The sequence below is a fragment of the Streptomyces atriruber genome, assembly GCF_001418325.1.
Classification (GTDB): Bacteria; Actinomycetota; Actinomycetes; order Streptomycetales; family Streptomycetaceae; genus Streptomyces; species Streptomyces atriruber.
Genome location: NZ_LIPN01000374.1, coordinates 1 through 12421 on the forward strand (window position 1 = coordinate 1; position 12421 = coordinate 12421).

Here is a 12421-nt window from a genome sequence, read left to right on the forward strand (position 1 = left end):
GGGCACGGTCGTCGCGGCGGTCGGGGTGCGCCGGGGGCAGGGCCGGGCGCGGGCCCGCCCGGCCGGTCGCGGGCAGCGTTCAGCCCGCCTGCCGCGCGACTTCTCGGAGTACGTGAAGTCGGCGGCGGCAGCGGGTTCCTGGGCCTCGGCCGTGGGGGGCGATGACGGGCCGACGGGACGGGGGAACGCGCCTGTCAGACCACCGGCTCCCGCTCTTCACGAGCGGTGCCGGTGGGGTTGGTGGGGCCGGTGGTGTCGGTGCTGCCAGCAGTGCCGCTGGTGGCAACGCCCGACGCCACCGTCGACCCCACCGCCGACGTCCCCGCCCGCGCAGCAGCCAGCTTCGCCGCGTTCCGCCGGGCCGTGCGCAGCGCGTCCCAGGTCAGGAGGGAGAGTGCCAGCCACACCAGGGCGAAGCCCGCCCACCGCTCGGCGGGCATCGCCTCGTGGAAGTACAGGATGCCGAGCAGGAACTGGAAGACGGGAGCGAGGTACTGCAGGAGCCCCAGGGTGGAGAGCGGCACCCGGATCGCCGCCGCCCCGAAGCAGACCAGGGGAGCGGCGGTCACCACGCCGGTGGCCGCGAGCAGCGCCGCGTTCCCGGCGCCCTCCGTGCCGAAGACGATGTCGCCCTGCGCGGCGAGCCACACCAGGTAGGCGACGGCCGGCAGGAACTGGACGGCGGTCTCGGCGGCCAGGGACTCCAGGCCGCCGAGATTGACCTTCTTCTTCACCAGGCCGTACGCGGCGAAGGTGAAGGCGAGGCAGAGGGAGATCCACGGCGGCCTGCCGTATCCGAACGCGAGCACGAGCACCGCGGCGAGCCCGACACCGACCGCCGCCCACTGCACCGGCCGCAGCCGCTCGCCGAGCAGCAGGACACCGATGGCGATGGTGACCAGGGGGTTGATGAAGTAGCCGAGGGACGCCTCGACGACGTGGCCGGAGTTCACCGACCAGATGTAGACGCCCCAGTTGACGGTGATGACCGCCGCGGCGACCGTCACCAGCAGGAGCCTGCGCGGCTGGCGCAGCAGCTCGCGCGCCCAGTCCCAGCGGCGTACGAAGAGCAGCGCGATGCCGACCACCACGAGGGACCAGGCCATCCGGTGGGCGAGGATCTCGACGGCACCGGCCGGTTTCAGGAGCGGCCAGAAGAGGGGGACGAGGCCCCACATCCCATAGGCGGCGAAGCCGTTCAGCAGCCCGACGCGCTGCTCGTTTCTTCCCGACGTCCCGCCTGCCCCGCTGTCCACGGCTCCTCCTAGGTGCACGGCAGTCCCACTGCTGCCGCACTGAAGGTAGCGCCGCGCACCCCCGCCTGTCATGCCCGTAAACGAGAGACAGTCATGACCGGGGCATCGGGCCTCAGAGCGCCGCTGCGACGGCCTCGGAGATCGGCGTCGTGGGGCGGCCGATCAGTCGCGCCAGGTCCCCGCTCGTCCCGGCCAGCAGGCCCCGCTCGACCGCCGCGTCCACGTCGACGAGGACCGCGGCCATCGGCTCCGGCACACCGGCACCGGTCAGTACGGCGAGGTGCTGCTCGGCGGGCACGTCGGCGTACGAGATGTCCTTGCCGCTCTGCGCCGTGATCTCCGCGGCGTACTCGGCGAAGCTCCATGCGACGTCGCCGCTCAGCTCGTACACCTTGCCCTCGTGGCCCTCGCCGGTCAGCACGGCGACGGCGGCCGCGGCGTAGTCGGCGCGCGAGGCGGAGGCGACCCGGCCCTCGCCCGCGGAGGCGACGACGGCGCCGTGCGCCAGGACCGGGGCGAGGTGCTCGGTGTAGTTCTCGTGGTACCAGCCGTTGCGCAGGAAGGTGTGCGGCAGGCCGGAGTCGAGGATGAGCTGCTCGGTCGCCTTGTGCTCGGCCGCCAGGTCGAAGTCGGCGTCGGGGCCGCCGAGGATGCCCGTGTAGGCGAGGAGCGAGACGCCAGCCGCGCGCGCCGCGTCGACGACCGCGCGGTGCTGCGGCACACGCTGCCCGACCTCGCTGCCGGAGATCATCAGGACGCGGTCGCCGGCGGCGAAGACGCCGTTCAGGGTCTCGGGGGCGCTGTAGTCGGCGATCCGCAGCTCTATGCCGCGCTCGGCGAGGTCGGCGGCCTTGCCCTTGTCGCGCACGACGGCCGCGATGTCCCCGGCGGGGACCCGTGCGGCGAGCAGCCCCTCGATGACGAGGCGGCCGAGGTTTCCGGTGGCTCCGGTGACGACGATGCTCATGTCTGAAATCTCCTGGTGAGTGGCGCTTCGTTCGATCTGTCACTCACTCTAAGCGGGGCGCTAACTTTCTGAAAGTACCCACTTCAAAGTAAGGTACTGGCATGGGCGTAAGTAACTGGAATGTCGCGGGCGAGGAAATGTGCCCGCATCGGCTCGTCCTGGAGCATGTGACGAGCCGGTGGGGCGTCCTGATCCTGATCGCCCTGGACGAGCGCTCGTACCGGTTCAGCGAGCTGCGACGGCACGTCGGGCGCGTCAGCGAGAAGATGCTGGCCCAGACCCTGCAGACCCTGGAGCGCGACGGCCTCGTGCACCGCGACGCCAAGCCGGTCATCCCGCCCCGCGTCGACTACTCCCTCACGGAGCTCGGCCGCGAGGCGGCGGAGCAGGTTAAGGCCCTGTCGGCCTGGACGGACCGGCGCATGGACGACGTCCAGGAGGCGCGGCGGGCATACGACGCAGCCCGGTCCTGAAGAATCAGGACCGGGCTCCACGGCGGAAGGGCCGGACTAGCCGACGACCGTCCAGGTGTCGCCGCCGGCGAGCAGCGCGGCCAGGTCGCCCTTGCCGTTCTGCTCGATGGCGCTGTCGAGCTGGTCGGCCATGAGCGTGTCGTAGACCGGCCGTTCGACGTCGCGGAAGACACCGATCGGGGTGTGGTGCAGCGTGTCCGGGTCGGCGAGCCGGGAGAGCGCGAAGGCGGTGGTCGGCGACGTGGAGTGCGCGTCGTGGACCAGGATGTCGCCCTCGGTCTCCGGCGTGACGGCGACGACCTTGAGGTCGCCGGTCACCGCGTCGCGTACGACACCCTTCGAGCTGTCGGCGCCGAAGCGGATCGGCTGCCCGTGCTCAAGGCGGATCACCGCTTCCTCTGCCTGCTGCTTGTCCTTGAGGACCTCGAAGGCGCCGTCGTTGAAGATGTTGCAGTTCTGGTAGATCTCCACCAGCGCGGTGCCGGGGTGCTCGGCGGCCTCGCGCAGCACCGAGGTGAGGTGCTTGCGGTCGGAGTCCACCGTGCGTGCCACGAAGGAGGCCTCGGCGCCGATGGCCAGCGAGACCGGGTTGAAGGGCGCGTCCAGCGAGCCCATCGGCGTCGACTTGGTGATCTTGCCGACTTCCGAGGTGGGGCTGTACTGGCCCTTGGTGAGGCCGTAGATCCGGTTGTTGAAGAGCAGGATCTTCAGGTTCACGTTGCGGCGCAGGGCGTGGATCAGGTGGTTGCCGCCGATGGACAGCGCGTCGCCGTCACCGGTGACCACCCACACGCTCAGATCCCGCCGCGAGGAGGCCAGGCCGGTCGCGATGGCCGGGGCGCGGCCGTGGATGGAGTGCATCCCGTACGTGTTCATGTAGTACGGGAAGCGGGAGGAGCAGCCGATGCCCGAGACGAAGACGATGTTCTCCTTCGCCAGGCCCAGCTGCGGCATGAAGCTCTGCACCGCGGCCAGTACGGCGTAGTCACCGCAGCCGGGGCACCAGCGCACCTCCTGGTCGGACTTGAAGTCCTTCATGGACTGCTGGGCCTCGGCCTTGGGCACCAGGGAAAGCGCTTCGATCGTGCTCCCGGTCCCCTCCGGTCCGGCCGTTTTCGTGTCAGCCATCGATGGCCTCCTTGAGAGCCGTGGCGAGCTGCTCGGCCTTGAACGGCATTCCGTTGACCTGGTTGTACGAGACGGCGTCCACCAGATACTTCGCCCGGATCAGCGTGGCGAGCTGACCGAGGTTCATCTCGGGGATCACCACCTTGTCGTAACGCGCGAGGACTTCGCCCAGATTCCGCGGGAACGGGTTGAGGTGGCGCAGATGGGCCTGCGCCACGGACTCGCCCGCGGTGCGCAGCCGCCGGACCGCCGCGGTGATCGGTCCGTACGTCGAACCCCACCCGAGGACCAGCGTGTCGGCGTCCCCGCCGGCGTCGTCGACCTCCAGGTCGGGCACGGCGATGCCGTCGACCTTGGCCTGGCGGGTGCGGACCATGAAGTCGTGGTTGGCCGGGTCGTACGAGATGTTGCCCGTGCCGTCCTGCTTCTCGATGCCGCCGATGCGGTGCTCCAGACCCGGCGTGCCCGGGATCGCCCACGGGCGGGCCAGGGTCTGCGGGTCGCGCTTGTACGGCCAGAAGACCTCGGTGCCGTCGGCCTCGGTGTGGTTCGTCCCGGAGGCGAACTGCACGCGCAGGTCGGGCAGTTCGTCGACCTCGGGGATGCGCCAGGGCTCCGAGCCGTTGGCCAGGTAGCCGTCGGACAGCAGGAAGACCGGCGTCCGGTACGTCACCGCGATGCGGGCCGCCTCCAGCGCCGCGTCGAAGCAGTCCGCCGGGGTCCTCGGCGCCACGATCGGCACCGGCGCCTCGCCGTTGCGTCCGTACATCGCCTGCAGCAGGTCGGCCTGCTCGGTCTTCGTCGGCAGGCCCGTGCTCGGGCCGCCGCGCTGGATGTCCACGATCAGCAGCGGCAGTTCGAGGGAGACGGCGAGGCCGATGGTCTCCGACTTGAGCGCCACGCCGGGCCCCGAGGTCGTCGTCACCGCCAGCGACCCGCCGAACGCGGCGCCCAGGGCCGCGCCGATGCCCGCGATCTCGTCCTCGGCCTGGAAGGTCCGCACGCCGAAGTTCTTGTGCTTGGACAGCTCGTGCAGGATGTCCGAGGCCGGGGTGATCGGGTAACTGCCCAGGTAGAGCGGCAGATCCGCCTGCCTGCCTGCCGCGATGAGGCCGTAAGAGAGGGCCAGGTTTCCGGAGATGTTGCGGTAGGTGCCGGTCGCGAACGCCTGCGAGGCCGGGGCGACTTCGTAGGAGACCGCGAAGTCCTCGGTGGTCTCGCCGAAGTTCCACCCCGCGTGGAACGCCGCGATGTTCGCCTCGGCGATCTCCGGGCGCTTCGCGAACTTGGCTCGAAGGAACTTCTCGGTGCCCTCGGTCGGCCGGTGGTACATCCACGAAAGGAGACCGAGCGCGAACATGTTCTTCGAGCGCCCCGCGTCCTTGCGGGAGAGGTCGAAGTCCTTGAGGGCCTCCACGGTCAGCGTGGTCAGCGGCACCGGGTGCACGCTGTAGCCGTCCAGGGAGCCGTCCTCCAGCGGGGAGGCGGCGTAACCGACCTTCTGCATGGCGCGCTTGGAGAACTCGTCCGTGTTCACGATGACCTCGGCGCCACGCGGCACGTCACCGATGTTCGCCTTCAGCGCCGCCGGGTTCATCGCCACCAGAACGTTCGGGGCGTCGCCCGGCGTCAGGATGTCGTGGTCGGCGAAGTGCAGCTGAAAGGAGGACACGCCCGGCAGTGTTCCGGCCGGTGCGCGGATCTCGGCAGGGAAGTTCGGCAGCGTCGACAGGTCGTTGCCGAAGGACGCCGTCTCTGAAGTGAACCGGTCACCCGTGAGCTGCATACCGTCACCGGAGTCTCCCGCGAAGCGGATGATCACCCGGTCCAGGCGCCGCACGTCTTTGTCACCTGCGGGCTTGCGTTGCTCTCCGACGAGTGCCCCGTCGGCCTGCTCGGCTTGGCTACTGACCTGGCTGGTCACTGAACTGGACCTCCCTCGAGGCGACTGAGCGGAATCGCCGGGACGACCGGCGCTCCCAAGGTCCACCCTACGTCTGTAAGGGTCGCCTTCCTGGGGTTGTTCGCATGGTGGATGCACTTCTGAGACACCGTGTTGCACTGGTTTGTCATGGTTTGCCTCGCCCCCCGGTCCTTCATGGATGACGCTCCCCGCTCATCCTTTGGTTCTAGGACTTGCTTCCCGGGACCTGCTTCCGGCCGACTCCGGCCGCCTGTGACACTCCGCGACTTTCCGTGACCCGCCGTGGCTTCCCCAGCTCCCGCACCTGCTCCCGCCGCCGTTCCCGCTCCTGCCCCCGCTCGCCGCGCCCCCTGGTCCCGGTGTCACCCGACCGGGTCCGGGGGTGTCCGGGAGGCGCCCCGGGTACCCCTTTCGGGGTTGTCGCGGGCACCCGACCGGCACTCCAGTGGCGCCCGACCGGGACTGTGGCCACAGCTCCGGACCGGCGCCTTCCGCTGCATCTGGACGTATCTGACAGGGTGTCAGTTATTCATGAGTTGAGATAGGTGAGGACCGCGAGCACGCGTCGGTGATCCCCGTCACTCTGGGACAGGCCGAGCTTCAGGAAGATGTTGCTCACGTGCTTCTCGACGGCGCCGTCGCTCACCACGAGCTGCCGGGCGACCGCCGAGTTCGTCCGTCCTTCGGCCATCAGGCCGAGTACCTCGCGTTCGCGTGGAGTAAGCCCCGCGAGCACATCCTGCTTGCGGCTGCGACCCAGCAACTGCGCCACGACCTCCGGGTCGAGCGCCGTGCCGCCGTCCGCCACCCGCACCACCGCGTCGACGAACTCCCGCACCTCGGCGACCCGGTCCTTGAGCAGATAGCCCACGCCGCGGCTCGAACCGGCGAGCAGCTCGGTGGCGTACTGCTCCTCGACGTACTGCGAAAGGACCAGGACCCCGAGGCCCGGATGCTGATGGCGCAGATACACCGCGGCGCGTACGCCCTCATCGGTGTGCGTCGGCGGCATCCGCACATCGGCCACGACCACGTCCGGCAGGGCGTCCTGCGCGGCGAGGTCGGTGATCGTCTTGATCAGGGCCTCCGCATCGCCCACCCCGGCGACGACGTCGTGCCCGCGGTCGGTCAGCAGCCGGGTCAGGCCCTCCCGAAGCAGCACTGAATCCTCGGCGATGACCACCCGCACTTTGTCCTCCACTTTTTGGCCCCCCGGCACTTTTTGTCCCCCCGGCGCGCCTGTCCGGCCCGCATCGGTCCGACGACGGTCGTGTCAGCCGAACACCTGGCGCCGGACGTGTGGCGCCGAACACTCGGCACCTCAGTATCGCGCGATCCGAGGCGGCCCACCCGCCCGCTCGCCGGACTGTCGCGCCCATGACGCACCGTTCATGGCGTGTCGCCCACGGCCATGGCCCACCGCGCGCAGCGCGCCGCCCCCGGCTCGGTGTGCGAACCGGGGGCGGCGTGGGGGTGGCGGGGGTGCGGGGGGGCTTGGCTCGGGTCGTTCGGCTCGGGTAACCCGTGCAACCCGGGCAACCCGTGCAACCCGGGCCGTCGGGTCAGGCCCCCGCCTCGGGTGGCGCATGCGGCTCAGGCCCCCCGGGCCTCGGCCGGTCCGCTCAGGCCTGTCGCCACGGCAGTTCCGCCGTGACCGTCGTCGGTCCGCCCACCGGCGAGTCGACGACCAGGATCCCGTCGACCGCGTCGAGCCGCTCGGCGAGCCCCGCGAGGCCGGAGCCCGCCGACACGTCCGCGCCGCCCGTACCGTTGTCGGTCACCTGGAGCATCAGCCGGTTCTCGGCCCGCCAGACGTCGACACTCGCGGACCGCGCGCCGCTGTGCTTGCTGATGTTCTGCAGCAGTTCGGAGACCGTGAAGTACGCGATGCCCTCGATGGCGGCCGCGGGACGGCTGGTCAGGTCCACCTCGACCCGGACCGGCACCGTGCAGCGGGCGGCCAGCGCGGAGAGGGCGGCGTCCAGACCGCGGTCGGTGAGGACGGCGGGGTGGATGCCGCGGGCCAGGTCGCGCAGTTCCTGCAGGGCCACCTTCACCTCGCCGTGCGCCTCGTCCACCATGCGCGCCGCCGCCTCCGGGTCCTCGGCCAGCTTCTCCTTGGCCAGGCCCAGATCCATGGCGAGAGCGACGAGGCGGGCCTGTGCGCCGTCGTGCAGGTCGCGCTCGATGCGGCGCAGGTCGGCGGCCGCGGTGTCCACGACGACGCCGCGGTCCGACTCCAGCTCGACGACGCGGGTCGCGAGCCGTGAAGGGCCGAGCAGCCCGTACACCAGCACGCGGTCCACGGTCGTCAGGGCGCGCAGGATCCACGGGGTGGCCAGCGTGACGAGCAGGCCGGTCGCGGCCGTGATGCCGATCTCGAAGGGGTTGTCGAGGTAGATGCGGTGGCCGTCGTCCCCGCCGTACAGCTGGATGCCGTCCTGTCCGCCGTACATCGGGAAGAGCCAGAACCACAGCGGATACGTGAGCATCAGCCAGCCGTACGCCCAGAAGACGATCGCCACCGTGAACGAGAAGATCGACCACGGCAGCATCAGCAGCGAGTAGAGGACGTGCCGCCAGGACGCGCCGCTCTTGAGGATCGCGCCCATCAGCGCCATCGGGCCGCCGCTCTTGGGGCGCAGCCGCTCCGGCGAGGCGACGTCCAGGCCGAGCAGTCCGCGCGCCCGCGCCCGCTCCAGGGCGCCGATGCCACGGCAGCCGGCGAGACCGGCCGCGAGTACCGGGATGCCGATGAAGGTGATCAGCAGGCCCGCGCCGAGCGAGAGCATGGTGACGGCGAAGACGAAGGACGTGATGCCGATCGGCAGGCTCAGCATGGTGTAGCCGAACTCCCGCCAGGTGCGGGCCTCGACGGGGGCGCGCAGCCCGGCGGGCAGCCGATGGCCCCGCCGCTCCTCGACGTCGGTACCCCGGAAGTCCGGCCGGTCCATGTGCGTGTACCCCTGTCCCTGGTCCGTGGCCATCGCTGCCGTCCGTTTCTGCTTCTGTGTCCGCGTCTGTGCCCGCGTCTACGCCGGTGTGTCCGTGTGGTTCCAGATTCGCCGTCGCGGCGGTTCACGACCATGGAGCGGGTCGGCGTCTTCGACCGGGGGTTTTCCCTACCTTCGGCGGCCCGGGGCGGCGGCCGTCCCTACCTTCGGGGCCCGGGGCGGCAGCCGTCACCTTCGGGTGCCGGGAGCGGTGTCCGTCGAGCGGTTCCGCCACGGGAGTTCCGCCGTGATCGTCGTGGGCCCGCCCTCGGGCGACTCGATCACGAAGAGCCCGTCCACCGCGCCGAGCCGGTCGGCGAGCCCCGACATGCCCGAGCCACCGTCCAGCCTCGCCCCGCCGCGCCCGTCGTCCCAGACCTGGATGAGCAGCCGCTCGTCGGCCCGCCAGACGTCGACACTCGCGGACCGCGCGCCGCTGTGCTTGCTGATGTTCTGCAGCAGTTCGGAGACCGTGAAGTACGCGATGCCCTCGATGGCGGCCGCCGGGCGTGCCGGGAGGTCGGCGGTCACCTTCACCGGCACCGTGCAGCGCGAGGCGACCGAGGAGAGGGCGGCGTTCAGGCCGCGGTCGGTGAGGACGGCGGGGTGGATGCCGCGGGCCAGGTCGCGCAGTTCCTGCAGGGCCAGTTTCACCTCGCCGTGCGCCTCGTCGACCATTGAGGCCGCGGCGTCGGGGTCCTCCAGGAGCTTCTCCTTGGCGAGGCCGAGGCCCATGGCGAGGGCGACGAGGCGGGCCTGTGCGCCGTCGTGCAGATCGCGTTCGATGCGGCGCAGGTCGGCGGCCGCGGTGTCCACGACCACGCCCCGGTCGGACTCCAGTTCGGCGATCCGCCGCTCCAACCCGTCGGAGGGGGAGAGCAGTCCGCGCACCATCGCCCGGTCCGCGTTGGTGAGGCCGCGCACGATGAAGGGCAGCACCGGCCAGAGCACGACGAGTCCGACGGTGGTGACGGCGAAGGTCAGCACGCCCCAGGGCAGCCGGATGAACCCGTACAGCATGGTGCGCCAGCCCACCGGGTCCTTCAGGTTCGACCACAGCCGCCCGAGGAAGCTCTGCCCGCGCTGCCCCGGCATCGGGCTCGGCTCGTCCACCTGCACGCCGAGCAGTTTCCTGGCCCGCGCCCGCTCGAACCTGCCCAGGAGACGCGCCCCGAGCAGCCCCATCGCGAGCAGCGGCAGACCGACCACCGTCACGGTCAGACCGATGCCGACGGACAGCACGCTCACCGTGTAGACGAACCCGACGACCCCCATCGGCAGGTTCACCAGCAGATGGGCGATCTCCTTCCAGGTGTACCGGCCGTACGCGAAGCGCGCGGGCGGCGGCCGGTCGTCATGCAGGGGCGTGGTGCGTGCGGTCATACGCGCTAGGGTGCCCGGCCCGCCGCCGCAATGCCATGAGGACGGCCGCCAGGACGACCGGGGGATAACCCCACCTCTGCGAATCCACGACCAAGCGGTGTGACCGATCCACGGCCAAGCGGTGCGACCGACCCGCGGCCAAGCGGTGTGACCGATCCACGGCCAAGTGGTCTGACCGATGCGTGACGCTCTGCTTACCGAACCTTTAGCAGGCCCTAGACTCCCGTGCGTACAGATCGTCGAAAAGGGTCAGGGTCAAGGACGGTCAGGGAGTGAGGGACTGACGTGCACGTGACGAACGTCGCGGCGAGTTACTACCAGTTGTACTCCGTCGTCGGACTGCTCGCCGTCGTCGGCGTGCTGTTCGTCGCAGTGGCCTTCGGCGCGGGGCGGCTGTTGCGCCCTGTGGTGCCCACCCCGGAGAAGCTCCTGACGTACGAGTGCGGCGTCGACCCGGTCGGCGAGGGCTGGGCCCACACCCAGGTCCGCTACTACGTCTACGCGTTCCTCTACGTCATCTTCGCCGTCGACTCGATCTTCCTCTTCCCCTGGGCGACGATCTTCGCCGCGCCCGGCTACGGCGCGACGACGCTCGTGGAGATGTTCATCTTCCTCGGCTTCCTGGCCGTGGGCCTGCTGTACGCATACAAGAAGGGCGTCCTGACGTGGACGTGACCCCGGACTCCAACGGGCAGCCCGTGTCGCAACCCGTGCTGCTTCCCGAGCCGAAGAGGCTGGGCGCGCTCGCCCGGCTCGCGCCCGAGCCGATGAAGGTGGTCCTCAACTGGGGCCGCCGGTACTCGCTCTGGGTCTTCAACTTCGGCCTCGCCTGTTGCGCCATCGAGTTCATCGCCGCGTCCATGGCGCGGCACGACTTCATCCGGCTCGGCGTCATCCCCTTCGCGCCCGGACCGCGCCAGGCCGACCTGATGGTCGTGTCCGGCACGGTCACGGACAAGATGGCGCCCGCGGTGAAGCGCCTGTACGAGCAGATGCCCGAGCCGAAGTACGTCATCTCGTTCGGCGCCTGCTCCAACTGCGGCGGCCCGTACTGGGACTCGTACTCCGTGACCAAGGGCGTCGACCAGATCATCCCGGTCGACGTGTACGTACCCGGCTGCCCGCCCCGCCCCGAGGCGCTGCTCCAGGGCATCCTCAAGCTTCAGGAGAAGATCGCCCGGGAGACGCTGGGGGAGCGGTACGCGACGCCCGGCGCCAACGGGGCGCCGACCTCGGACGGAACCCGGGGCTCGAACGGGACCCAGAGCTCGAACGGAGCCCCGAACCCGAACGGAAACGGCGCTCGCCCCTCGGCGGCCGCCCTGCAGAGCGGTTTGGTGAAGGCGCCCGCGCCGGGGAAGGACCAGGCATGACCGGCTGGCTGCCGAGCCCCGTCGAGGAGCTCTTCGGCGCGGAGGCCACGGCCGAGGAGTCGTACGACGTCCTGACCGTCGACGTCCCGCCGACCGAGTGGATCGCGGCCCTCGAAACCGCCCGCACCACCCTCACCTGCACCTACTTCGACTGGCTGAGCGCGGTCGACGAACCGGGCACCGGCTTCCGCGTCGCCGCCCACCTGGTCGCCCTCTCGCCCGTACGCCGACTCCTCGTCCGTACGACCGTCGCGCACGACGCCCCCGTCCTGCCGACCGCGGTCGGCGTCTACGCCGGGGCCGCCTGGCACGAGCGCGAGACGCACGAAATGTTCGGCGTGACGTTCGAGGGCCACCCCGGCCTGACCCCGCTGCTCCTGCCCGACAGCTTCGAGGGCCACCCCCTCCGCAAGGACTTCGTGCTCGCGGCCCGCGTCGCGAAGGCCTGGCCGGGCGCCAAGGAGCCGGGGGAGTCGGAGCACGGCGGCCCCAAGCGCCGCCAGATGCTGCCGCCCGGCGTGCCCGACCCGAACGAATGGGGCCCGCTCAAGGGCCAGCTCCCCGCGGCACCGGCCCGCCCGGCCCGTGGCGCTGGCCGCGCTGCGGGTGCGGGGGCGCGTGCCGGTGCCGGTGCGGGCGCCCCCGGCCGGGCGGCGGGCGGCGAACGCCCGCCCCGCAGGACCCGCTCGGCCAGCCAGGGCTCGGCAAGCCAGACCACGCCCGAGGCCCAGCCCACGCAGGCCACCGAGGCGCAGCCGGCGCCGGCGCCGGGGGCGCAGCCCACGCAGGCCCCGGAGGCCCAGCCCACCGAGGCGCAGCAGCCGGAGACTGCGGCCCGTCCTCCGCGACGCTCGCGCAGCGCGAGCCAGGGCTCGGCGTCCCAACGCGCGGCGACCCCGGAAACGGAGTCCTCGCCCCCGGAGT

11 protein-coding genes are annotated in these 12421 nt (G+C 71.1%); 4 read left to right on the forward strand and 7 right to left on the reverse strand.

All coding sequences use genetic code 11. From position 1 onward, the window contains the following. Window positions 1-194: 194 nt before the first annotated feature. Window positions 195-1178 (reverse strand): EamA family transporter RarD, encoded by a 984-nt coding sequence (gene rarD, locus AOK03_RS32610; protein ID WP_055569002.1) that lies wholly within the window; start codon window positions 1176-1178, stop codon window positions 195-197. A gap of 190 nt (window positions 1179-1368) precedes the next feature. Further along, complete coding sequence (locus AOK03_RS32615; RefSeq protein ID WP_055568992.1) at window positions 1369-2223, reverse strand: NAD(P)H-binding protein; 855 nt, start codon at window positions 2221-2223, stop codon at window positions 1369-1371. A gap of 101 nt (window positions 2224-2324) precedes the next feature. On the opposite strand from AOK03_RS32615, the gene AOK03_RS32620 reads away from it, so the two are divergent. Continuing rightward, window positions 2325-2696 carry a winged helix-turn-helix transcriptional regulator gene (locus AOK03_RS32620; protein WP_055568993.1) on the forward strand — a complete coding sequence of 124 codons (372 nt, stop codon included), beginning with the start codon at window positions 2325-2327 and terminating at the stop codon, window positions 2694-2696. 36 nt (window positions 2697-2732) lie between these two features. On the opposite strand, the gene AOK03_RS32625 is transcribed toward AOK03_RS32620, so the two are convergent. The 5 genes from AOK03_RS32625 to AOK03_RS32645 form a co-directional block, all read right to left on the reverse strand. Further along, window positions 2733-3824 carry a 2-oxoacid:ferredoxin oxidoreductase subunit beta gene (locus tag AOK03_RS32625; protein ID WP_055568994.1) on the reverse strand — a complete coding sequence of 364 codons (1092 nt, stop codon included), beginning with the start codon at window positions 3822-3824 and terminating at the stop codon, window positions 2733-2735. Further along, window positions 3817-5748, reverse strand: coding sequence for a 2-oxoacid:acceptor oxidoreductase subunit alpha (locus tag AOK03_RS32630; RefSeq protein WP_055568995.1), 1932 nt, complete (start codon window positions 5746-5748; stop codon window positions 3817-3819). The genes AOK03_RS32625 and AOK03_RS32630 overlap by 8 nt, the downstream gene beginning before the upstream one ends. A gap of 529 nt (window positions 5749-6277) precedes the next feature. Then, on the reverse strand, window positions 6278-6937 hold the full coding sequence (locus AOK03_RS32635) for a response regulator transcription factor (RefSeq protein ID WP_055568996.1): 660 nt from the start codon (window positions 6935-6937) through the stop codon (window positions 6278-6280). 433 nt (window positions 6938-7370) lie between these two features. Then, complete coding sequence (locus AOK03_RS32640; protein ID WP_055568997.1) at window positions 7371-8735, reverse strand: sensor histidine kinase; 1365 nt, start codon at window positions 8733-8735, stop codon at window positions 7371-7373. Between the two features lie 195 nt (window positions 8736-8930). Then, a complete protein-coding gene (locus tag AOK03_RS32645; RefSeq protein ID WP_055568998.1) occupies window positions 8931-10124 on the reverse strand; it encodes a sensor histidine kinase in 1194 nt (397 codons plus the stop codon). A 285-nt stretch (window positions 10125-10409) separates the two neighbouring features. On the opposite strand from AOK03_RS32645, the gene AOK03_RS32650 reads away from it, so the two are divergent. The 3 genes from AOK03_RS32650 to AOK03_RS32660 all read left to right on the forward strand — a co-directional run. Next, window positions 10410-10799 carry an NADH-quinone oxidoreductase subunit A gene (locus AOK03_RS32650; protein ID WP_055568999.1) on the forward strand — a complete coding sequence of 130 codons (390 nt, stop codon included), beginning with the start codon at window positions 10410-10412 and terminating at the stop codon, window positions 10797-10799. Continuing rightward, window positions 10790-11497 carry an NADH-quinone oxidoreductase subunit B gene (locus tag AOK03_RS32655; protein WP_055569000.1) on the forward strand — a complete coding sequence of 236 codons (708 nt, stop codon included), beginning with the start codon at window positions 10790-10792 and terminating at the stop codon, window positions 11495-11497. The genes AOK03_RS32650 and AOK03_RS32655 overlap by 10 nt, the downstream gene beginning before the upstream one ends. Continuing rightward, a partial coding sequence (locus AOK03_RS32660) for an NADH-quinone oxidoreductase subunit C (protein WP_055569001.1) occupies window positions 11494-12421 on the forward strand: 928 nt, incomplete at its 3' end. The genes AOK03_RS32655 and AOK03_RS32660, both read left to right, overlap by 4 nt.

Bases quoted from the DNA above. Each gene is read 5' to 3' on its own strand.
- rarD (WP_055569002.1), bottom strand. From the start codon at position 1,178: ATGTGGGGCCTCGTCCCCCTCTTCTGGCCGCTCCTGAAACCGGCCGGT.
- AOK03_RS32615 (WP_055568992.1), bottom strand. From the start codon at position 2,223: ATGAGCATCGTCGTCACCGGAGCCACCGGAAACCTCGGCCGCCTCGTC.
- AOK03_RS32620 (WP_055568993.1), top strand. From the start codon at position 2,325: ATGGGCGTAAGTAACTGGAATGTCGCGGGCGAGGAAATGTGCCCGCAT.
- AOK03_RS32625 (WP_055568994.1), bottom strand. From the start codon at position 3,824: ATGGCTGACACGAAAACGGCCGGACCGGAGGGGACCGGGAGCACGATC.
- AOK03_RS32640 (WP_055568997.1), bottom strand. From the start codon at position 8,735: ATGGCCACGGACCAGGGACAGGGGTACACGCACATGGACCGGCCGGAC.
- AOK03_RS32645 (WP_055568998.1), bottom strand. From the start codon at position 10,124: ATGACCGCACGCACCACGCCCCTGCATGACGACCGGCCGCCGCCCGCG.